A 20,888-nucleotide genomic window follows, 5' to 3' on the forward strand; every position below is an offset into this window, starting at 1 on the left:
CGTGTCTCGCAAAGAGGTTTTGCCCAAGGCAGGCTTGGGAAAAGCCACTCGGGATCCTGCCGTGGCAGGGAAAATAACAGGGGCCCTGTGGCGTATCGTGCACAGGGCCCCTTCGTCACTGCCGGTTGGCTTACTTCAGCAGATCGACCAGACGCTGGGCGTCACCGATGTAGTTGGCCGGGGTCAGCTTCTTCAGCTCAACCTTGACCGCTTCCGGCAACTCTAGGGTGTCGATAAAGGTACGCATCCCTTCGGCATCGACGCGGCGACCACGGGTCAGCTCCTTGAGTTTCTCGTAGGGCTTCTCGATACCGTAGCGGCGCATCACGGTCTGGATCGGCTCGGCCAGCACTTCCCAGTTGGCATCCAGATCGGCGGCCATGGCGGCGTCGTTGGCTTCCAGCTTGGAGATGCCCTTCAGGGTCGCCTGATAGGCAATCAGTGAGTAACCCACTGCCACACCCAGGTTGCGCAGTACGGTAGAGTCGGTCAGATCACGCTGCCAGCGGGAGATGGGCAGCTTGCTCGCCAGATGCTGGAACACGGCGTTGGCCAGACCCAGATTGCCTTCGGAGTTCTCGAAGTCGATGGGGTTGACCTTATGCGGCATGGTGGAGGAGCCGATTTCCCCCGCGATGGTGCGCTGCTTGAAGTGACCCAGGGAGATGTAACCCCACACATCGCGGTCGAAGTCGATCAGGATGGTGTTGAAGCGGGCCATGGCGTCGAACAGCTCGGCGATATAGTCGTGCGGCTCGATCTGGGTGGTGTAGGGGTTCCAGGTCAGACCCAGGGAGGTAACAAACTCCTCGGAGAACTGGTGCCAGTCCACATCCGGGTAGGCGCTGAGGTGGGCGTTGTAGTTGCCGACCGCACCGTTGATCTTGCCGAGGATCTCCACCGCCATGATCTGCTTGAACTGGCGCTCCAGACGGTAGGCGACGTTGGCCATCTCCTTGCCCATGGTGCTCGGGGTCGCCGGCTGGCCGTGGGTGCGGGAGAGCAGCGGCATATCGCGGTACTCGTGAGCCAGACGCTTGAGCTCGCTGATCAGCTTTTCGCAATAAGGCTTGATGACCTCTTCGCGGGCGGTTTTCAGCATCAGACCGTGGGAGTTGTTGTTGATGTCTTCCGAGGTGCAGGCGAAGTGGATGAACTCGCTGACAGCCGCCAGCTCCGGGTTCACTTCAACCTTCTCTTTGAGGAAGTACTCCACCGCTTTCACATCATGGTTGGTGGTGCGCTCGATCTGTTTGATGCGGGCGGCGTCACTCTCGTTGAAGTTGCTGACGATGCCGTCGAGCAGGGCGTTGGCGGCCGCGCTCAGGGCAGGGACTTCCGGGATCCCGGCGTGGCTGGCCAGTTTTTGCAACCAGCGCACCTCGACTTCGACGCGAAAACGCAGCAGGCCGAATTCGGAGAAGATAGGGCGCAGGGCATCGGCCTTGTCGCCATAACGACCGTCAATCGGGGAAACAGCAGTCAGCGCGGACAGCTCCATGGGGTGAACTCCTGATGATTTGTGTGGGGGATCCGTATCCACTCGCGCGTGGGGCTGAGTCGTTGTCAGGGCGGATGTGCGGCTGTTCACCCTGATGTTGACCTCGCTTGCCCGCGCGCGAGCCGATGATTAGTAACGCTTGGCCAGTTCCACCATCTTCTTGCGAGCGAAGATGATCTGGGTGCGGCTGCCACCGAGCTGACGCCACAGCACGCAGGCACGAATGCCCGCCAGCAGCAGGGCGCGCACCTTGTGCTGCACCAGCGGCTGTTGCAGGAACAGCGGGGTACCCGCCACCTGGATGCGCGGCCCGATGGGGCTGATAAGATCGCTGTAGATGCTCGCCATGTTGGCCAAAATCTGCTCGTCGAGCAGATCGAAGTGCTGTTGCTGGCGGCCAATCTGGCTGATCCGCTCACCCAGCATATTGAGAATGTCCTTGCGCTTGGCCAGCTTGCGCTCCAGTGCAATCAGGCTTACCACGTAGCGGGTCAGCTCGGCATTCTTCTGGCTGCCGTCGGCACCCAGCTGCTCGACCAGCGCACGGTAGCCGTCGCGAATGGCCAGATGGGTGTTGTTGAACACCTCGAGCGGCTGGCTCGGGTTGGTCACCAGAATGCTGGAGAGGCTCTCGCGCAGGGCAGCCTCGTCACAGCTGCCGTCTCGGGCCACCTTCTGCACCAGATACGCGGCCTGGCAGATGCCGGCAAAGGCCATGGTTCTGTCTTGGAATTTATCGCTCACGTCTGCTGCCTTCTGTTAAGGATTCAAACCGGATGGCTGAAACGTTGTTCGATGATGCCGCCGCCCAGACACACTTCCCCGTCGTAGAAGACGGCGGACTGGCCCGGGGTCACCGCAGCCTGTTTCTCGTCGAAGATGACCCGGATGGTCTCGTCGTCGATGGGCTGGATCAGGCAGGGGATATCCTGCTGACGGTAGCGGGTCTTGACGGTGCAGCGACGCGGCTCGCGAATGGGAGTGCGATCCACCCAGTGCAACTGGCTGGCAATCAGGCCATCGGAGTAGAGGCGAGGATGCTCGCCCTGCGCCACCACCAGCACGTTGCGCTCGACCTCTTTGTCGACCACATACCAGGCCTCTTCGGTGGCATCCTTTCGACCACCGATACCGAGCCCCTTGCGCTGGCCCAGGGTGTGATACATCAGACCCTGATGCTCGCCGATCACCTTGCCATCCACGGTCTCGATTTTACCGGGCTGGGCGGGCAGGAACTTGGCCAGGAAGTCCTTGAACTTGCGCTCGCCGATAAAGCAGATACCGGTGGAGTCTTTCTTCTTGGCGGTGATGAGATCCAGCTGCTCGGCGATGCGGCGCACCTCGGGCTTCTCCAGATCGCCAACCGGGAACAGGCTCTGACCCACTTGCTTCTCGCTCAGGGTATAGAGGAAGTAGCTCTGATCCTTGTTGGTATCGAGACCGCGCAGCAGGCGCGGGCGGCCGGCGCTGTCGTCACGGCGCACATAGTGGCCGGTGGCGATGTAGGTGGCACCCAGCTCTTCGGCGGCAAATTCGAGGAACGCCTTGAACTTGATCTCCTTGTTGCAAAGGATATCGGGGTTTGGCGTGCGGCCAGCCTTGTACTCTTCGAGGAAGTGCTCGAACACATTGTCCCAGTACTCGGCCGCGAAGTTGATAGTGTGGAGTTTCATCCCCAGCTTGTCGCAGACGGCCTTGGCATCAGCCAAATCCTGGGCGGCAGAGCAGTACTCGTCCGTGTCGTCTTCTTCCCAGTTCTTCATGAACAAGCCTTCGACCTGATAGCCCTGCAGCTGGAGCAGGTAGGCCGAGACGGAAGAATCCACGCCGCCGGACATGCCGACGATCACCTTGATTTGGCTGTTGTCTGTCATTAGTCGAAGTTACCAGTTCGTTTAAACGGGGCGTATTCTACCAGAGTTTTGCGCCCCCGGTCACATCTCCATGCCACTGTCCCCATCAGGAACCTTGCGACAGGAAATCGTTTTTCTTGTGGCGATTGCCAGCGGATGCCTGCTCTGTCCCTAGCTCTGGATAAAGGCCTTGAGCGCCGAGAGCGGCAGGCGTGTTCCCGCCAGATAATCCTCGATGCACTGCCACACCAGCGGGCTTCTCAGGGCCGGTTTGCACTCGGCGATCTCCTCCAGGGTGAGCCAGTGGCAGGCGAGGATATCGCCGTCAGGATCCTCTGGATGGTGCTGACCCGGCGCTTTTTCAAGGTCGAAGATGATGGCGGTGCGCACATAGGTGGCCTCGCTGTCGGCCGGTTTGAACAGATAGGTACCAAGCCAGGCGGTCGGCGTGGCGGTCAGACCCGTCTCCTCTTTCAGCTCACGACAGGCCGCTTCAAGCAGGTTTTCCCCCGGCTCCACATGGCCGGCGGGCTGGTTGAAACGGCGCTGGCCTTTTATCTCCTCTTCCACCACCAGAAAGCGCCCCTGCCACTGCACCAGGGCGGCGACCGTCAGGCGCGCCTCCATGCGGGCGTGGCTGGTGGCCGATTGCTCTGCCTGATTGCTCATCATGACTCCTTGTCGTTGTTATTGGGATTGCCCGCACGGGCGGGTCTGCGTGCCGTTCCTCGACCGCTGCTGCGGGGTTTGCCGCCGGTCGGGTTCGTGGCTGCGCGCTCGGTTGGGTGAGTGCTGCGGGGGCGCTCGTCCCGTCTCGGCTGGCTGGCCCGCCGTGGTGCCTCCCCTGCCGGTTTGGCCGGTTTGGCGGTATAAGCGCCTGAACGAGATGAGGAGGGACGCGGGCGGCTGCTGGAGCTCGGCACCAGCTCGGGGGCGGGCAGGCTGCGGCTCTCGCCGGGTGCCAGTCCATCCAGGGTCCAGTCGCCGATGGCGTAGCGAATAAGGCGCAAGGTGGGGTGGCCGATATGGGCGGTCATCCGCCGTACCTGCCGGTTGCGTCCCTCGATGATTTTGATCTCCAGCCAGCTGGTGGGGATCTCCTTGCGCTCGCGGATCGGCGGATTGCGCGGCCACACCGCAGGTTCATCCATGATGCGCGCCCCGGCGGGCAGGGTCATGCCGTCATTGAGCTCCACCCCGGCGCGCAGGGCGGCCAGTTTCTCCTCGCTCGGGATGCCTTCTACCTGCACCCAGTAGGTCTTGGGGGTCTTCTCCCCCGGCTGGGTGAGGCGTGCCTGCAGCTTGCCATCGTTGGTGAGCAGCAGCAGCCCCTCGCTGTCGCGATCGAGCCGCCCTGCGGCATAGATGCCGGGCTCTTTGATGTAATCCTTGAGGGTCTCGCGGCCCGCCTCGTCGGTGAACTGGCAGAGCACCATGTAGGGCTTGTTCAGCAGGAGCAATTTGCGATCCTCTGGGGCCAGCTCCGGTTTGCGGGGGGATGCATGGCGGGGGGCGGCTGGTTTGGCCGCCGTGCGCGGGGCGTTATCGCGCGGCGCGCGGCTGACAGAGAGACGGGAGCGGGGAGATTTCATCGGATACACACTTCAGACAGACGATGGCAGCGAGTGTACCACAGGGTGCTGAGGGCTGGATGAATGGCTGGCGTTACAGCAAGCAGCGCCCAGAGCCACTTCGCCTAGCTCAGCAGGCTCTCGATCACGATAGCCTGACGGGCGGGGGCCGAGCCCGCCAACAGCAGGGCGTGGCTGACCACATCGTCGATCATCGCCTGCGCCAGTCGGGTAAGGGGGCGCAGGGTCTCCCGTCCGCTACCAACCGGCACCGCTAGCAGAATAACGGTCTGCACCGGCCCGATTTGAGAGCCCCACTCAATGGGCTCCTTGCAATTGAGTAGGGTCAGCGCTGGCTGGCTGATCCCTTCGCTCAATACATGAGGCATGGCAAGGCCGGGGCGGATGATGGTGGCCGAGACCTGCTCGCGCCGCTCCACCGCGGCGGTCAGTGTGGCGCGGTCGGTGATCAGTTCGGCGGGCAGCAGATCGATAAGATGCTCGAGCGCTTCGGCCTTGGTCAGCGGTTCGGGGCTGTGGGCCAGCTGGCGCAGGGCAAAATGGTAGTCGGGCAGGACGTTGGCCAGTCGCAACTCCGCCAGCGCGGCGGTGCGTGGGCGCACCAGCGGTTGACCCAGTTCGCCGCACCAGCAGGTGAAGGCCATGTGGGCGAGCTCGGCATCGCACCCTTCAATTTGCAACTGGCAGAGATCGCCGGGCTGGGTGGCGAGGGTCAACAGGGAGAGCTGGTTGCTGGCGGCAACGGTCTGGCGCCGGGTGAGGTTGGCACAGCGGATGGTGGATTTGAACATCCCCGCCAGCCGGTTCAACTGCTTGGCCTGGGTGATGCTCAACCCCTGCTGGCAGTAGAAGGTGATTTCGCGGGTCAGCATCAGGCCGGGATCGGCAGGGCCTTGAGTACGGCGTTGGCATCCAGCAGCACGGTTTCCAGTGTCACCTGATGGATGGGGCAGCCGAGGAAGCGCTCTTTCTGCTCAATCTCGATATCGGAGGCAATCAGCACCAGGTCGGCGCTGGCAATATCGCGGGCGGTCAGCATGTTTTCCATGCCCATGGCGCCCTGAGTCTCGACCTTGATCTTGAGTCCCAGCCCAGTGGCGGCTTTTTGCAGGGCATCGGCAGCCATATAGGTATGGGCGATACCGGTCGGGCAAGCGGTGACGGCGACGATCTTCATCTGCTCTCTGTGATGCTGACAAGGGGGAGCAACAAGATAGCGCCAGCGGGGGGCTTTTACCAAAAGTCCATATGAAAAGTGGGATCTTGATGGGGATATGCCCGTCCCTTGAACGGCAATGCAGGCTGATATGGGCTAGTTGGGAGTGGGGTTTCCCCAAAAAACAAGGGCCACCCCTGTGGGTGACCCTGAACAATCTGCCTCTGTTGTTATGGCTATCAGGCGGTCTGGGCGGCCAGCTCGGCGGCTTTCAGTTCGCGCTTGATGCGGCGGATCTTGCGCTCTTCGGCGACCGCGACACAGCCCATCAGCACCAGACAGGCGGCTGCTGCGATATCCAGCGCCGCGAAGGTGCCGGTCCAGCCGGTCAGACCGAAGATGGGGGTGCCATCGGCGATCATGCCCAGACCCAGTTTGGCGAAGCTGTCACCAATCAGGTAAGCGAAGGTGCCCTTGACGCCATCGGCTACGCTGATGCCCTGCTTGGGGACGAAGCCCACGGCGGCGACGCCAATCAGCAACTGCGGACCAAACACCAGGAAGCCCAGGGTGAACAGGGAACCCAGGAACATAAACTGGGTGGTCGCATGCTGGTAGAGACCCAGGGTCGCGATGATCAGCGCCAGCGCCACACAGGCAACCAGACCACGACGGCCATTGGCCAGATCGGAGAGGTAACCCCACATCAGGGTGCCGACCAGTGCGCCCACTTCGAAGAAGGTAAAGCCCTGAATAGCCACATCTTTGGAGAAGCCCAGCTCCTGGTGGGCATAGACGGTGGACCACTGGTCGATACCGATACGCACCACGTAGAGGAAGATGTTGGCAAAGCAGAGCAGCCAGATCACCTTGTTGAGCAGCACGTACTTCACGAAGATCTGCCACTTGGTCAGCTTCTGCTCTTCGGTGGCGATATCCTCTTCGCTCGCCACTTCGTCAAACAGCTCTTCCACCTTGCCAAGGCCATAGGCTTCCGGTGAATCGCTACCAAAGCGCAGGCCGATAAAGCCGACGATCAGCGCGATGATGGAGGGGAAGATAAACATGCCGAGCACGTTGCCATCAAACAGGTAGTTGGCACCGAACAGCGCCACACCGGCCGCACCGGCACCGCCCACGTTGTGGGAGAGGTTCCACATACCCAGATAGGTGCCGCGCTTGTTGCGAGGGGTCCACTTGGTGATGGTGGAGTAGCTGCACGAACCGCCACAGCTCTGGAAGAAACCGCTCAGGGCATAGAAGAAGATCATGAAGTAGAGGCTGAAACCGGTGCCGCCCATGCTGGCACTGAAGCCCAGCATGCACAGCGCGGAGAGGATCAGCATCAGCGGCAGGAACTGCTTGGTGTTCTTGCCATCGGCATAGTAGGAGACGATGGTCTTGCCTACCCCGTAGGTGATGGAGAAGCCAAGGCCGATCATGCCAAGCTCGGTCATGGAGAGACCGTACTCCTGGATCATGTCATTTTGCGCAATGTTGAAGTTCTTGCGGATCAGATACATGGTCAAATAGCCAATAAATACAACCAGATAAGATTGCATAAACGGCTTGAACCAGAGCTTGCGCCGGGCTTCGACTGGCAGGTCCAGGGTGGGGACCCGGACCTGTTGGAGCAATTTCAACATCTTCGTTCATCCTCTGCGAGATAGACGGTATTTCCGCCGCGCCCCTCATTTGTAGATAGGTTGTTCGAGGTCACGCCACGGAAGGGAGAACGGAACGTCGGGGCTGTCAGCCGTTGCTGCGCTCGACGCTCCATCCATATAAACCCGGGCCCGGCACGGGATGACGGGGCACATTGCCCGTCGCGGTGCGGGTCACGACATCAGGTGGGGTGACTCTAATAAGAGGGGCAAAAAATGGCTTGAGAGCCATCCCTAGTGGGGATAGGAAATTTTCCTAGTTTTTGCGCTTTCGCGGACAAAGCGTGAGAAACATCACACCGCTGACGCCGGATTGCTGCCATTTCAGCCAGTTTGGCGCTCTGTTTGAGTGCTGGGCTGAGGAGGGGAGAGGCCAGAAGGGAGCCAGGGAAAGGCAAGGGGAGAGGTGAAGGGAGAAGTTAAGGGATAGGGCTTATCGACCACCATTTCGTGAGTGTCGATATTGGGGAATACAGCCCGCCAGCCATCCCAAAAACAAGAGGCCACCCCGTGGGGTGGCCTCTTGTCATGTTTTACGAGCCGCGATGGCGAGGGGGCACTCAGGCCGCCTTGGCCAGGGTCACCTCGTCACTCTTCTTGACCCGCAGTTTTTTCAGGGCAACCGCCACCACGCCGGTGACGATGGCACCGCAGATCATGCAGAGCAGGGCCAGCAGCGGCTTGTTGACGGCGCCCAGCAGGGCCACGATGGGGCCACCGTGGGCAACGCTGTTGGTGATGCCAAACAGGAAGGCCATCACAGCGGCGGTCATGCTGCCCAGAATGTTGGCCGGGATAACGGCCAGCGGGTCACGGGCGGCGAACGGAATCGCCCCTTCGGAGATACCCACCAGACCCATGGCGCCGGCAGCTTTGCCCGCTTCGATTTCAGAAGCATCGAAGATACCGAGCTTGCGACCGAGCACGGTCGCCAGCGACATGCCAAGGGGCGCAGCCGGGATGGCGCAAGCCATGGCGCCCATAAACTGGGTCTGGCCGGAGGCGATCATGCCGACGGAGAAGAGGAACGCCACCTTGTTGACCGGGCCACCCATATCAAAACCAGCCATACCACCGAGCACGATACCCAGCAGCACCAGACTGCCACCGCTCATGGAGAGCAGCATGGCGTTGAGGCCGGTCATCATGTCGGCAATCGGGGCGCCGATGATGAAGATGAATACCGCAGCGATAAACAGGGAGCCGACGATGGGAGCGATCAGGATCGGCACCAGCGGTTGCACCATCTTGTGGTACTGGCGAGTGGCAATCCAGCGCACCAGATAACCGACCAGGAGGCCCGCAATGATGGCACCGATAAAGCCGGTCCCGGCATCAGCGCCGTAGAAGCTGCCGTTGTTGGCGATCCAGCCGCCGATAAAGCCCGGTGCCAGCGCCGGACGATCACCGATGGCGTAGGCGATATAGCCCGCCAGAATGGGGATCATCAGGGTGAAGGCGGCCACGCCCACGTTGAGGATCTGGTTCCACATGCTCCCTTCCGGGATCTGCATGCCGCTCGGGGTCGGGTTGCCGCCGATGGCCAGTGCCAGCGCAATCAACAGACCGCCGGTCACCACGAACGGAATCATGTGCGATACGCCGTTCATCAGGTAGCGATAGAGATCGGAACTGCCACCCGCGCTCTTCTCTTCACCTTTTGTATCTTCTTTGCCAGCCACATAGGCGGGGGCTTTCAGGGCTTGCTCGATCAGACCCTTGCCATCCTTGATGGGGGCTTTCACGCCGGTCTTGATGAGCGGCTTGCCAGCGAAGCGGGCCATGTCCACCTGCTTGTCACAGGCCACCACGATGGCGGTGGCGCGGGCAATCTCGTCTGCGGTCGGGCTGTTCTTGACGCCGATGGAGCCGTTGGTCTCCACCTTCACCTCATAACCCAGCTCCTTGGCGGCGCGCTCCAGCGACTCGGCCGCCAGATAGGTGTGGGCGATACCAGCCGGGCAGCCGGTGACACCGATGATAAAGCCCTTGCTGGTGGTCGGGGCCGCGCTCTGCTCCTCTTTCTTGGTCAGCAGCAGCGCCAGCGCATCGGCCGGGGTTTTTGCCGCCAGCAGTTTGGCGATAAAGCCCTCTTCGATCAGCTTGCCGGAGAGCTCGGCCAGCACTTCGATATGGTGGTTGGCGCCGCCATCGGGGGAGGCGATCATAAAGAAAATGTGGGACGGCTTGCCATCTTCGGCGCCGTACTCGATGCCGTTGCGACTGATGCCGATGGCGACCGCCGGATTGCACACCGCCGCACTCTTGGCGTGGGGCAGGGCCACGCCCTCTTCAAAGCCGGTGTTACCCAGATCTTCGCGGGCCCACAGATCCTTGATAAAGGCCTGCTCGTTGCTGACCTTGCCTTGCGACGCCAGCAGGCGGGCCATCTCGGTGAAGACCTCTTCCTTACGCGTCGCTTTCAAATCGAGGTTGATCAGATGTTCATTGATCAAGGTGGTGATCATGGCGCTCTCCCCGCTTCCGGTGACGGAAGCTATGCGTGAGTACGTATCGACGTACTGGATAAAAATGACCTGATCATTATCGCGGCTCACCCGCACCCTCCCTATCGGACAAATGTGCTAATCACTGGATTTTTGTGCGCAGCAAAACGCGATGTGATGAAGATCTCGTTTTCAGGCAGGACTCACCATTTTCAGGTTATTGCTAATTTTGTCTTTAAAAACAAATAAATGGATTGTGACTGGTCTCGTAACCAGGTTTGTAATGCATCATGTCAATAAATTAATCACCAGCGGGGTCTGGATTTATATGTGGTTTTAAGGCGTTATAAGATGTGACCTTTCTCACAAAAAGTCGCAGTTTCGTCGGGCGGATTAGGATTTTTATGCGCCTGATGGCGGAGGCCAATCGCATTGGCTGGGCGAGCGCAGAGGGGCGTTGTTTGGGAAGAAAGTGTGGTGGCAAGAGAGGGATGGCTGAAAAGAGATAGGTTATAACGCGAACGTCCGAATACGCTCCGCTATTCGAACCTACGGACTACACAATATGCGCCACCGACTCCAGCCAGTTGGGAACTTGTTGCCGATACCACTCCAGATATTGCTGTGCCTGCGGCTTCTCCCTTCTGGTCAGCAGATTGGTGACTTCAATAATCAGCCAGCACTTGGCCATGACGAGATGGCGCAGCAACCGGTCGCCAGAGAGCAGCGAACTGTGGCACAGATAGCGTTCAATGATGGTTTCATATTCAGCCAGCGAACCCATCCGCGGCACCAGCGGGGCCAGATCGATGGCCGGACTGCCATAACCAAATCGCTCCCAGTCAAACAACACCAGCTCACCATTGTTGCGGGTGCCCCAGTTGCCCTCATTGCTGTCTCCCGAAATCAGGCATGACTCCTCGAATAGTTCGTGACCAAGTTGCTGGATATGGCGGATCTTCTCGTTTACCGCTTCCGGCAGGCAGAGTACAGAGAGCGCTTCGTTGGTGTCGACGAGCGACCAGCCGTGAGTTTTCACCGCAAAGTCGGGCTGATAGTTGGCGTTATGCAGGCTGGCCAGCTGAGCAAAGGTCTGTTCGTTGTGGTGCAGCTGCGTGAGCGTGACCGGATGAGGGATCTGCTCAAGGAACAGGGTCTCCCCTTCGACCTTGAGCAGGGTAGGAGTGTTGAGCCCGCTCAAATGAAGTGCGGCGCGTTGGTAGAAATGGCGCTCGACAGGCGATGCGCCGCTTTTTCTGATACAGGGTTTGCCATCCAGCAGCTGGATACTTACCGAAGCGCCCCCCATTTTCGCCAGCTCCTGTTGCGTCATCCTCTACCCCGTTAGCTATGAGTGGTCAGTTGCGTGAGATAGCTATGTACCTCTGTGCGAGTCGTGAAACGGTGCTTGTCGTTTGGGAATCGATCAAACAGCTCGCGATGGAATTGGCGGGAGCTTTTGCCGGCTCGCTGCCCATATTCCGATGCCCACTCCAGCAGTTGTTGAAAGCTCTTTTCGGCTGCCACTGCATCCCGTTGCCTGGCACTTTGTGATCCGCGCGATAGCAGTGAATCACGGCATACAGACCAGTCGAGATCCAGAAAAAGCAGGGTATCGGCGGCATCAAGCAGTTGCTCGGCCAGGGCACCAAATACCCCTTCGACCACCCATGATGGCTCTTGAGCAAGTGTTTGAATGGCATGATCAATCTCATGCTGGGGCCGTTTTTGGTTAAAGCCGCCCGGTTGCCAGACAATGGTGTCCAGATTGACCTCTCGGATAGTTAACTGCTCAGCCAATCGAGCCGCCAACCAGCTCTTGCCCGATCCCGAGTTGCCAATAATCAGAATTCGTTTCATCTCTGAGCGCTATTTTCTGGAACATCTCGTATGTTGGGCCAAACATCGTAGGTTGGAGCTGAACGAAGTGAAGCCCAACGTTTACCGCGACAATATCTTAATTGCTTACATCGACTTCAATCGCCCTTGGAAATGGCGGTAAACATCATCGTTATTAAAGCCATCTACATTCTGGCTGGAGAAAATAAGCGGGGTGACGCCTTGTACCAGCGCCAGTTTCTGCGCTTCGACTACCAGCGTATTGATCAGCACCATGCCGGAGATGGAGGAGAAGGCGCCAGTGACCCGATCATTGACTTCGCACAGGCCATCGCCCGGCGGCACGCAGTTGTCCAGTACCAGATCGGCCAGCTCCATCAGTTTCTGGCCTGAAGGGTGACGACTCGGATTTTGTGCCGATTGCGCCACCGAGGTAATAGCGATCACCTTGTGGCCGCGTACTCTGGCAAGCTGGGCCCACTCGATGGGCAGGGCGTTGCGCCCCGAATTGGAGATGACCACCATCAGATCCCCCGGCGCAATCGGCTGCTCCTCCCACAGGATGGCGGCAAGCCCGGGCAGTTTTTCCAGCGCCGAACTGCGCAGGGCGCCATCGGCTGTGGTGACGGTGGAGTCGAGCACGGCGTTGATATTGCCAAGGCCACCGGCACGGATAAACCCCTCCAGCCCGACCATATGAGAGTGTCCGGTGCCCAGCATATGGATCATCTGGTTGTGAACGATGGCCTCGCTAAACCAGTGGGCCGCCTGCCGGATCCCGGCTTCGTTCTGGCTGACCATGGTAGCGATGCGCGTTTGCAGTTTTTCGACGTACTCAAACATAACGGCGGGATCCTTGTCTATTATCGTTATGGTCAGCTGGTTCTCTTAAATTAATATTTCCGTGAGACGATTTAAGCCTGATGGGAGAGAATCATATTTTATGTACCCATTTTTACTCATTTCTCTGACTAAATTCATGAATACTTTATATTCTGTTTTAGAAATATCGAAGCTTGGATCTATAGTTTTCATACTAGAATTTGCGATGGAAACATTTGTAGGTAATTTATCTCTATTAATGTTTTTGATCGCAGCGACAAACAACCGCTCAATTTTATTTTCAATCTTAATAGTGTTTTTAGTTGAAAAATCCTCTAGAAAAATTAGGTTGTCAAAAGATTTAGCAAGAATTGCTCTATCTTTATCCTTACGCTTGCAAATTAACCAAACCTCTTTTCCAAATTTCCTTAGCCTATCACCAATGACAGTGAAATCAGAATCGCTAGTAAGAAAACAATAGCGATCAATTTGTGGGTTTCCTAAATATAATGTTTCAAAAGCATCTAAGCTGATAAAAAGGTCAGCTCTATTTTTTTCTGTTCCTATTTTGGGTGTATCCAAAATCGTAAAGTTATGGTTTATGATTTGTTCTTTTAGCGTCTTTTTTGACGTAGACTGGTTACCATATGCTGATTTTATTGCAAAAATGCTATTTAATCCTTCATCTGAACTTAATAAAGAATTCATTAAATCTTCAAGGATAAAGTCGAGAGATGAGACATTTTCCATGTCTATATATACGGCGATATTAAAGTTCTGTTTTTTCACAAAAACGGCCCTGTCTTTAATGAAAAGGAAGAATTAATTTAAACTTATTTAAAATATGTAAAATGTTCATTGCGAACTAAGGTTTATATTCCATGAAGCTCAATAAAACCTTTTTCAATGTCATATTTTAAGTGTTTGGTTAAAGAGTATTGAGGATCACTCTTAGAGAAGTTTTCAATAATCATATTTTGATACTCGTCAACAGACATCCCATTGAATATATGTTTGTTGATGTTATAGCCAGAGCAATTATTTCTCCCACTACCTTTTCTATTTGAAGTTCCAACAATGAAGATTTTAAAATGAAGATGGTTTTTTAAATCAACATTTTTAATGTTGTTGGTATCTATTTTCATTATGAGCTACCCACCTTTTAATGAAGGTTATATCACTGCTAATTATTTAAATAATTATTTGGTATTTAGGTTTGAATTCATATTGTTTGCTGGAAGCAAAGCCCACGCTACCGCCCGTGGATTACAGCCTCCAGCCTGCTGCGGTTATCCGGCGATGTGGTGGATGGCGAAACGGCTGCACAGGGTTATCTCTGCAAGAGTGGTTGCCAAGTGGAGCATATTAATCGAGAGAGGGGCAGGGTAAAACCGCAGTCGGGCAAAAACCTGCCAAAGATCAATAAATTGCTTAATAATCGGCTGTTATCTGACCGCTTGGTAAAGTGACCGCAAGCTGAGCGTCACTTCTTGCCGGGTACTATCGCCACTCAATACTCCAGAAACTTCTCCCCGCAGCGTTCGCAAATAAGATGTTTTACATGGGTGGTCTGGTAGGCCAGTGTTTCACCAAACGCCCAGTTGGTGATGCTGCTGGAAGTAAAGGCTTGCCAGAAGGCTTTGCGCGGATCCTTGGGCATGATGTCCTGGCTGTGATCGCGGGCGACCAATACCACGAGATGGCGGGTACGCTCCCTGCATTTGTCACAGCGATGGATTTCACTCGGCGGGTTCTGGTCGTGCGGGTTGCTCATAAATGGGCTCGTGAAGTGAGGCAGGCGCCCATCATATTCCTCTCCACTTGGCTCTCAATCTCTCCTTGCTGACGCAGTGAGCAGGCTCACATTTTTGCGCCCCCTCTTTGTTATTTGCCCGCGCGCCGCAGCCGTGTGCCTCTGGTCGATGCCCGCTTCTGCGGTTTGCTGGTGAGTGGTGATGATATGGCGGGTGGGGTGAGCTCGGGCTTGTCCAGCCAGCTCAGGCTGATTCTCGCTTCTGCGGTTTGCTGGTGAGCGGTGATGATATGGCGGGTGGGGCGAGCTCGGGCTTGTCCAGCCAGCTCAGGCCGACTCCCGTTTTTGCAGATTGGGGGTGATGATATGGCGGTTGGGGGCGAGCTCGGGTTGCTGCATCCGGGTCAGCAGTCGTTTTGCCGCCTGACGGCCGATTTCGCGGGCCGGTGAGCTGACGAAGGTGAGGGCGGGGGAGGTGAGTTCGGCCTCCGCCACATCGTCAAAGCCGAGCAGGGCCACCTGCTGGCCGATGTAGTTGTCCTTGCCCACGGTGCGGCCGCTCGTCTCGACGCCATAGATGGCGCCGAGCGCCACCTCGGGGTAGTGGCAGAGCACGGCGGTCACCTTGGGATGCTGGTGCAGCAGCTGGGCGATGGTGTCGGCGGCGCTGCGCTGGGTGCGCTCGCACTCCAGTACCCACTCCGGTTTGAAGGGCAGGCCATATTGCAGCAGGCTGGCGCAGTAGCCGCCGATCCGCTCGGCACGGGTGAGGGAGTCGGCCCGCCCGCCGACATAGGCGATATGGCGGTGCCCCTGCTCGATAAGGTAGGTGGTGGCCTGCTTGGCGGCGTGGGTGTTGTCGGGGCCGATAAAGTCCACGTCATCCCGATAGTAGGAGCGGGCGGCGCACACCACCGGCAGCTCGGAGTCGAGCAGGGTTTCCAGGGTTTTGGCCGCCGCGCCGCGCACCGGATTGAAGATGATGCCCGCCACCCCTTGCCGTGACAGGGAGTGGATGCTCTGCTGCAGCCGCTCCGGGCTGTGGCCGCACTGGGTCAGAAACAGCAGATAGCCCTGCTGCTCCAGCACCTCGCTCACCCCGGCGGTCACCTCGGTATAGAAGGGGTCGGTGATGTCGCGCAGGATCAGCCCCACCAGATTGGACTGCTGGCTGCGCAGGTTGGCGGCGGCGCTGTTGGGCACATAGTCGAGCTCTTTTATCGCCTGTTGCACCCGCTCGGCGGTGGCCGGGGAGATACGTCCCTTGCCGTTGAGCACCATGGAGACGGTGGTGACCGACACTCCCGCCCGCTGGGCGACATCGGTGATCTTGGTGGCTTTGGCAGAGAGGGATTTGGGCGACATAGGGCGAATGGACGACGGACAGTTGAAAGCGAGGCCCCAGCATACCTGCTCATATGCCCAAGTGAAACGTTACATCACCATCTGGCCGATCCGGCTCACAAATTTGGATCCTGCCGTCAGCCAGCCCCCTTATTCTGTGATCCTGTCGGCACTTGTAAATTGATAAAACGTTTTATCATCCAGCAAAACCTGATGCTGACCCGCGCCTTTTGCTTCGAGATTGCCTCGAGCGGGGGAGGGCAGCCGCAGATATTGCTGTCTATTCACAAGGAGCCGTTTCATGGCCAAGCCTCAAGCCAAATCCACCATCTGGGAGTTCCTGCAGAGCCTCGGCAAGACCTTTATGTTGCCGGTCGCCCTGCTGGCCTTCTCGGGCATTTTGCTCGGTGTCGGCAGCTCGCTCACCAGCGATGCGGTCAAGCAGAGCATGCCCTTCCTCGACAATACCGTGCTGCAACTGCTGTTCCTCTGGATGACCAAGGTGGGGCTGGTGGCCTTTATCTACCTGCCGGTGATGTTTGCGGTGGCCATTCCGCTCGGGCTGGCGCGAGAAGAGAAGGGGGTCGCGGCCTTTGCCGGTTTCGTCGGCTATGCGGCGCTCAACCTCTCCATCAACTTCTACCTCACCGTGGCTAACGTCATCGGTGACGCGGCGGCGGAGAAGGCCTACGGGGTGAAATCGATCCTCGGCATCAGCTCCATCGACACCGGGATTCTGGGGGCCATCATCGTCGGGGTGATCGTCGCGAAGCTCCACGCCCGTTTCTACACCTACAAGATGCCCGATGCGCTCGCCTTCTTCGGCGGTGCCCGCTTCGTGCCCATCATCACCGCGCTGGTGCTGGGTGTAGTCGGTCTGGTCGTGCCGTTCGTCTGGCCCTGGTTTGCTGCCGGCATCAATGGCATCGGGGCGCTCATCTCCCACGCCGGTCCCTTCGGCCCCTTCCTGTTCGGTACCGGTGAGCGTCTGCTGCTGCCGCTCGGCCTGCACCACATTCTGGTGGCGCTTATTCGCTTTACCGAAGCGGGCGGCACCCAGCTGGTATGTGGTCACGAGGTGAGCGGCGCCCTCAATATCTTCTACGCCGAGCTCTCCTGCGCCGACACCAGCGGCTTCTCGGTCTCTGCCACCTCCTTCCTCTCTCAGGGCAAGATGCCTGCCTTCCTCGGCGGTCTGCCGGGTGCGGCGCTCGCCATGTATCACTGCGCCCGCCCGGAAAATCGCGGCAAGATCAAGGCACTGCTGGTTTCCGGCGTGGTGGCCTGCGTCATCGGCGGCATCACAGAGCCGCTGGAGTTCCTGTTCCTGTTCGTGGCACCGGTGCTCTACGTTATTCACGCCATCCTGACCGGTCTGGGCTTTATGACCATGGGGTTGCTCGGCGTCACCATCGGCAACACGGACGGCAACCTCATCGATTTTCTGGTGTTCGGCGTGCTGCAGGGCACCGCCACCAAGTGGTATCTGGTGCCGGTCGCGGCGGCCATCTGGTTTGCCATCTACTACAGCGTGTTCCGCTTCGCCATCGTGCGCTTTAACCTGAAAACCCCCGGTCGCGAAATCGAGACCAGCGAGGCTGCCCAGCCCGCAGGCAAGAAGGCAGGCAACAGCGGTTACAACGGTGAAATCATCCTCAATGCGCTGGGCGGCGCTGATAACATCCTCGCGCTCGATAACTGCATCACCCGCCTGCGGATGTCGGTGCAGGATATGAGCCGGGTCGATGACAAGGTACTGAAAGCGAACGGCGCCATCGGGGTGATCAAGCTCGACGAGCACAACCTGCAGGTGGTGATCGGCCCGCAGGTGCATCTGGTGAAAAACCAGCTGCAGAGCCTGATGGGGGCCTGAACCGGCCAATAAAATCCGAACGGGGGGCGCAAGCCCCCCCTTGTTTGCCTCTCCCAATATGTCTCCTGTTTATGGAGGGAGAAACTTCATGCACGATATTTATGACTTCGACCATGTGGTCGACCGCCACGGCACCTACTGCACTCAGTGGGACTATGTAGCCGACCGTTTTGGCCATGCCGATCTGCTCCCCTTTACCATCTCCGACATGGATTTCGAGACCGCCCCCTGCATTCGCCAGACCTTGGCAACTCGCCTGGAGCACGGGGTATTTGGCTACAGCCGCTGGAATCACGACGACTTCAAAGGGGCGGTGAGCGACTGGTTTGCCCACCGCCACGGGGCGAGCCTCGACCCCGAGACGCTGGTCTACGGCCCCTCGGTCATCTATGTGATTGCCCAGCTGGTGAGCCTCTGGTCGGCGCCGGGTGAGGGGGTGCTGGTGCATACCCCCGCCTACGACGCCTTCGGCAATATGCTGACTGCCAACGACAGGGTGCTGCTGCCCTGTCCGCTCAAAAAAACAGAGGGGAGCTACCAGATCGACTGGGCCTGCTTCGAGCAGCAAGCCGCTCGTCCCGATTGCCGGATTTTGCTGCTCTGCAGCCCCCACAACCCCACCGGCCGGGTCTGGACGCGGGATGAACTGGGCCGGATGGCCGCCATCTGTCAGCGCCACGGGGTCAAGGTGATCTCGGACGACATCCATATGGATGTGAGCTTTGCCCGCTACCTGCCGTGGAGCGAGGTGGCACCGGACGATCACTGGGCGCTGGTGAGCTCGGGCTCCAAATCCTTCAATATTCCCGCCCTTGGCGGCGCCTACGCCTTTATCGCCAACGCCGCGGCGCGGGCCTCCTATCTGCAGCGGCTCAAGGCGGCCCATGGCCTATCATCGCCGCCCATTCTCGGGGTGCTGGCCCATATCAGCGCCTATCGGGACGGGGCTGCCTGGCTCGATGCGCTCAAATCCTACCTGCACGGCAATCTCGCCCACGTAGCGGCGCGCCTCAACGCAGCCTTCCCCGCCATCGACTATCGGGTGCCCGAGGGAACCTATCTCGCCTGGATTGACTTGAACGGTCTTGGCATCGACACCACCGAACGGATGAATGAATTGCAAACCTTGCTGGTGGAGAAATACCGGGTCGCCATCATGCGCGGCGACACCTACGGCCCCGAAGGCACAGGCTATATCCGCCTCAACGTCGGCTGCCCGCGCTCGAAGGTTGACCAGGGGCTCGACGCCCTGATCGGCGCGCTGGGGGAGGTGGGGTAGAGCAAATCCATTCAACATGAGAAACATAACGGGGCCATCAGTGATGGCCCCGTTATGTGGGGAAATATAAAAAACCGCCCCGGATTTACGGGGCGGTTTTTTATTTTGCGATACCGAGATGAGTCGTGGACGACACAAGGGCTCAGCGATAGCGGCCACGTACCGAGCTGCTGGCACGGCCGGCCATCTTGATCAGGCTCTGGCGGGTGTGCAGGTGGCAGAGCGCGACGCCGAGGGCATCCGCCGCATCCGCCTGCGGGGTGGCGGAGAGTTTCAGCAGATGGGTCACCATATGTTGCACCTGCTCTTTGGCGGCGCCGCCGGTGCCGACCACCGCCTGCTTGATCTGGGTGGCGGAGTATTCGCTCACCGGCAGGTAGGCATTGACTGCTGCGACGATGGCGCTGCCCCGGGCCTGCCCCAGTTTCAGGGCCGAGTCAGCGTTGCGGGCCATAAAGACCCGCTCGATGGCAAACTCGGTGGGCTTGAACTGGGTGATGATCTCGCATACCCCGTCATAAACCTGCTTGAGGCGCTCCGGCAGCTCGCCGCAATCGGTGCGGATGCAGCCAGAGCCCAAGTATTCGGCCTTGCCGCCCACGACCCGGATAACCCCGTATCCGGTGATCCGCGAACCCGGATCGATGCCCAAAATAATGCTCATGGGTGTTGATTGCTCTAAACGCGAGTGATGGCCGCCAAGATAGCAAACTGTGGCCCTTTTGGCTGTATGTCCCGGGTCAAGCGGGCAAAGATTGGCCAGCTTGCGTCGAGCGTGGCTAGCCCTTGAACAATTCTATGGTGTCGCCATCCTGCAGGCTGCCGGCACCGCGTACCACCACCCGATCCCCCTGCTTGAGGGCGCCGCTCACCGCCACCTGCTGGCTGTCGCCAAACAGCACGGTGACCGGCACCCGATTCACCTTGAGCGACTTGCCGCTTCGCGCCACCTGATAGACAACGCTGCCATCGGTGCCGAGCACCAGAGCATCCCGGGGCAGCAGCATGCTTTGCTGATCCCCTAGTGGCAGGGCAACCCTTACCGGCGAGCCGATGATGAAGTTGCCCGCTTCCGGTTTGAGGCGCAGCTCGATGAGGCGCGACTTGGGATCGGCGCTGGCGGCTCGCTGGTAATAGACGCCGTGACCGCTCAGCTGCTCCCCCTCCACCCGCAGCCGGGTTTGCGGCGCCAGCTGCTGGGCCCATAGAATGGGGGCTTGCAGGCGGATATCCGGCTGATCCGGGTTGACCAGCTCCAGCGCCTGCTCGCCCGCGTCCACATGCTCGCCGGGCTGGATGAAGTGGTTGTTCACCACTCCGTCGAACGGGGCATAGATGTGGCTGCGGCGCAGCTGTTCCTCAATCTGGTTCACCTGTATGGCGGCCAGCCGCTCGGCCAGCGCGGCCTGCTCCACATCGTAACTGGCCTTGTCGTATTGGCTCTGGGAGGCGCTCTTTTGCTGGTGCAGTCGGGTGATCCGCTGGGATTCGGCGCGAGCGAAGCGCAAGTTGCTCTGCCATTTCGCTTGCTCGGCGCGAGCCTGCTCCAGCGAGAGGCGCAGCGCCGCGCTGTCGAGGCGCAGCAGCTCATCCCCTTTTTTGACCCGGCTGCCAAATTCGGCGATCCATTCCACCCGGCCGCATCCCCTTGGGTCACATCCGCCAGGGTCACCATCTTGCCCTGATCGGCCAATACCGGTAGCGCACTGCCTGCAATCAGCGCAGCGCCAGCCAACATTCGGGTAATCATGTGTGTCATCGATGA

Annotated in this window: 19 protein-coding genes and 1 pseudogene; 2 read left to right on the forward strand and 18 right to left on the reverse strand. The window is 58.8% G+C overall.

Going from position 1 to position 20,888, the window contains the following annotated elements; all coding sequences use genetic code 11:
• Positions 1-130: 130 nt before the first annotated feature.
• From purB to G5193_RS14275, 16 genes are all read right to left on the reverse strand, one after another.
• Complete coding sequence (gene purB / locus G5193_RS14200; protein WP_005334624.1) at positions 131-1,501, reverse strand: adenylosuccinate lyase; 1,371 nt, start codon at positions 1,499-1,501, stop codon at positions 131-133.
• A 129-nt stretch (positions 1,502-1,630) separates the two neighbouring features.
• The gene (gene hflD / locus G5193_RS14205) at positions 1,631-2,245 is read right to left on the reverse strand and encodes a high frequency lysogenization protein HflD (protein WP_005334622.1); all 615 of its coding nucleotides are present in this window, start codon (positions 2,243-2,245) and stop codon (positions 1,631-1,633) included.
• Between the two features lie 23 nt (positions 2,246-2,268).
• Entirely contained in the window at positions 2,269-3,375 is a 1,107-nt protein-coding gene (gene mnmA, locus G5193_RS14210) for a tRNA 2-thiouridine(34) synthase MnmA (RefSeq protein WP_421206231.1), read from the reverse strand.
• Positions 3,376-3,525: 150 nt separating this feature from the next.
• Entirely contained in the window at positions 3,526-4,023 is a 498-nt protein-coding gene (locus tag G5193_RS14215; RefSeq protein ID WP_227343090.1) for an NUDIX hydrolase, read from the reverse strand.
• Positions 4,023-4,946 (reverse strand): 23S rRNA pseudouridine(2457) synthase RluE, encoded by a 924-nt coding sequence (rluE, locus tag G5193_RS14220; RefSeq protein ID WP_421206232.1) that lies wholly within the window; start codon positions 4,944-4,946, stop codon positions 4,023-4,025. The genes G5193_RS14215 and rluE overlap by 1 nt, the downstream gene beginning before the upstream one ends.
• 104 nt (positions 4,947-5,050) lie before the next feature.
• Entirely contained in the window at positions 5,051-5,818 is a 768-nt protein-coding gene (locus G5193_RS14225; protein ID WP_421206233.1) for a PTS sugar transporter subunit IIA, read from the reverse strand.
• A complete protein-coding gene (locus tag G5193_RS14230; RefSeq protein ID WP_113740754.1) occupies positions 5,818-6,123 on the reverse strand; it encodes a PTS fructose transporter subunit IIB in 306 nt (101 codons plus the stop codon). The genes G5193_RS14225 and G5193_RS14230 overlap by 1 nt, the downstream gene beginning before the upstream one ends.
• 218 nt (positions 6,124-6,341) lie before the next feature.
• Positions 6,342-7,748, reverse strand: a complete 1,407-nt coding sequence (uhpT, locus tag G5193_RS14235; protein ID WP_005334609.1) for a hexose-6-phosphate:phosphate antiporter — start codon at positions 7,746-7,748, stop codon at positions 6,342-6,344.
• Between the two features lie 578 nt (positions 7,749-8,326).
• Complete coding sequence (locus G5193_RS14240; protein ID WP_421206234.1) at positions 8,327-10,234, reverse strand: PTS fructose transporter subunit IIABC; 1,908 nt, start codon at positions 10,232-10,234, stop codon at positions 8,327-8,329.
• Between the two features lie 535 nt (positions 10,235-10,769).
• Positions 10,770-11,546 (reverse strand): phosphotransferase family protein, encoded by a 777-nt coding sequence (locus G5193_RS14245; protein WP_266134038.1) that lies wholly within the window; start codon positions 11,544-11,546, stop codon positions 10,770-10,772.
• A gap of 11 nt (positions 11,547-11,557) precedes the next feature.
• Entirely contained in the window at positions 11,558-12,073 is a 516-nt protein-coding gene (locus G5193_RS14250; RefSeq protein ID WP_421206235.1) for an AAA family ATPase, read from the reverse strand.
• Between the two features lie 105 nt (positions 12,074-12,178).
• Entirely contained in the window at positions 12,179-12,895 is a 717-nt protein-coding gene (locus G5193_RS14255; RefSeq protein WP_421206236.1) for a sugar isomerase domain-containing protein, read from the reverse strand.
• A 45-nt stretch (positions 12,896-12,940) separates the two neighbouring features.
• Entirely contained in the window at positions 12,941-13,663 is a 723-nt protein-coding gene (locus G5193_RS14260; RefSeq protein WP_139407916.1) for an NYN domain-containing protein, read from the reverse strand.
• An 83-nt stretch (positions 13,664-13,746) separates the two neighbouring features.
• On the reverse strand, positions 13,747-14,019 hold the full coding sequence (locus tag G5193_RS14265; protein ID WP_139407914.1) for a hypothetical protein: 273 nt from the start codon (positions 14,017-14,019) through the stop codon (positions 13,747-13,749).
• 365 nt (positions 14,020-14,384) lie between these two features.
• The gene (locus G5193_RS14270; protein WP_088869536.1) at positions 14,385-14,648 is read right to left on the reverse strand and encodes a hypothetical protein; all 264 of its coding nucleotides are present in this window, start codon (positions 14,646-14,648) and stop codon (positions 14,385-14,387) included.
• Between the two features lie 306 nt (positions 14,649-14,954).
• Positions 14,955-15,992: a Mal regulon transcriptional regulator MalI gene (locus G5193_RS14275; RefSeq protein ID WP_323910585.1), complete on the reverse strand. Its 1,038-nt coding sequence runs from the start codon at positions 15,990-15,992 to the stop codon at positions 14,955-14,957.
• A 280-nt stretch (positions 15,993-16,272) separates the two neighbouring features.
• On the opposite strand from G5193_RS14275, the gene malX reads away from it, so the two are divergent.
• Positions 16,273-17,844 carry a maltose/glucose-specific PTS transporter subunit IIBC gene (gene malX, locus G5193_RS14280; protein WP_115522584.1) on the forward strand — a complete coding sequence of 524 codons (1,572 nt, stop codon included), beginning with the start codon at positions 16,273-16,275 and terminating at the stop codon, positions 17,842-17,844.
• Positions 17,845-17,932: 88 nt separating this feature from the next.
• Positions 17,933-19,123 carry a MalY/PatB family protein gene (locus G5193_RS14285; RefSeq protein ID WP_323910586.1) on the forward strand — a complete coding sequence of 397 codons (1,191 nt, stop codon included), beginning with the start codon at positions 17,933-17,935 and terminating at the stop codon, positions 19,121-19,123.
• Between the two features lie 142 nt (positions 19,124-19,265).
• Here the strand turns inward: G5193_RS14285 and ruvC are convergent, their stop codons facing one another.
• Entirely contained in the window at positions 19,266-19,787 is a 522-nt protein-coding gene (ruvC, locus tag G5193_RS14290; RefSeq protein ID WP_005334512.1) for a crossover junction endodeoxyribonuclease RuvC, read from the reverse strand.
• 115 nt (positions 19,788-19,902) lie between these two features.
• Positions 19,903-20,882 (reverse strand): annotated as a pseudogene (locus G5193_RS14295) (efflux RND transporter periplasmic adaptor subunit).
• Between the last annotated feature and the right edge of the window lie 6 nt (positions 20,883-20,888).

The organism is Aeromonas sp. 601027, from assembly GCF_049174455.1.
Taxonomy (GTDB): Bacteria; Pseudomonadota; Gammaproteobacteria; order Enterobacterales; family Aeromonadaceae; genus Aeromonas; species Aeromonas veronii_A.

What these genes read in the sequence shown, in the direction of transcription:
- purB (WP_005334624.1), bottom strand. Translation starts at nt 1,501, where the DNA reads ATGGAGCTGTCCGCGCTGACTGCTGTTTCCCCGATTGACGGTCGTTAT.
- mnmA (WP_421206231.1), bottom strand. Translation starts at nt 3,375, where the DNA reads ATGACAGACAACAGCCAAATCAAGGTGATCGTCGGCATGTCCGGCGGC.
- G5193_RS14215 (WP_227343090.1), bottom strand. Translation starts at nt 4,023, where the DNA reads ATGAGCAATCAGGCAGAGCAATCGGCCACCAGCCACGCCCGCATGGAG.
- rluE (WP_421206232.1), bottom strand. Translation starts at nt 4,946, where the DNA reads ATGAAATCTCCCCGCTCCCGTCTCTCTGTCAGCCGCGCGCCGCGCGAT.
- G5193_RS14225 (WP_421206233.1), bottom strand. Translation starts at nt 5,818, where the DNA reads ATGCTGACCCGCGAAATCACCTTCTACTGCCAGCAGGGGTTGAGCATC.
- G5193_RS14230 (WP_113740754.1), bottom strand. Translation starts at nt 6,123, where the DNA reads ATGAAGATCGTCGCCGTCACCGCTTGCCCGACCGGTATCGCCCATACC.
- uhpT (WP_005334609.1), bottom strand. Translation starts at nt 7,748, where the DNA reads ATGTTGAAATTGCTCCAACAGGTCCGGGTCCCCACCCTGGACCTGCCA.
- G5193_RS14240 (WP_421206234.1), bottom strand. Translation starts at nt 10,234, where the DNA reads ATGATCACCACCTTGATCAATGAACATCTGATCAACCTCGATTTGAAA.
- G5193_RS14245 (WP_266134038.1), bottom strand. Translation starts at nt 11,546, where the DNA reads ATGACGCAACAGGAGCTGGCGAAAATGGGGGGCGCTTCGGTAAGTATC.
- G5193_RS14250 (WP_421206235.1), bottom strand. Translation starts at nt 12,073, where the DNA reads ATGAAACGAATTCTGATTATTGGCAACTCGGGATCGGGCAAGAGCTGG.
- G5193_RS14255 (WP_421206236.1), bottom strand. Translation starts at nt 12,895, where the DNA reads ATGTTTGAGTACGTCGAAAAACTGCAAACGCGCATCGCTACCATGGTC.
- G5193_RS14265 (WP_139407914.1), bottom strand. Translation starts at nt 14,019, where the DNA reads ATGAAAATAGATACCAACAACATTAAAAATGTTGATTTAAAAAACCAT.
- G5193_RS14270 (WP_088869536.1), bottom strand. Translation starts at nt 14,648, where the DNA reads ATGAGCAACCCGCACGACCAGAACCCGCCGAGTGAAATCCATCGCTGT.
- G5193_RS14275 (WP_323910585.1), bottom strand. Translation starts at nt 15,992, where the DNA reads ATGTCGCCCAAATCCCTCTCTGCCAAAGCCACCAAGATCACCGATGTC.
- malX (WP_115522584.1), top strand. Translation starts at nt 16,273, where the DNA reads ATGGCCAAGCCTCAAGCCAAATCCACCATCTGGGAGTTCCTGCAGAGC.
- G5193_RS14285 (WP_323910586.1), top strand. Translation starts at nt 17,933, where the DNA reads ATGCACGATATTTATGACTTCGACCATGTGGTCGACCGCCACGGCACC.
- ruvC (WP_005334512.1), bottom strand. Translation starts at nt 19,787, where the DNA reads ATGAGCATTATTTTGGGCATCGATCCGGGTTCGCGGATCACCGGATAC.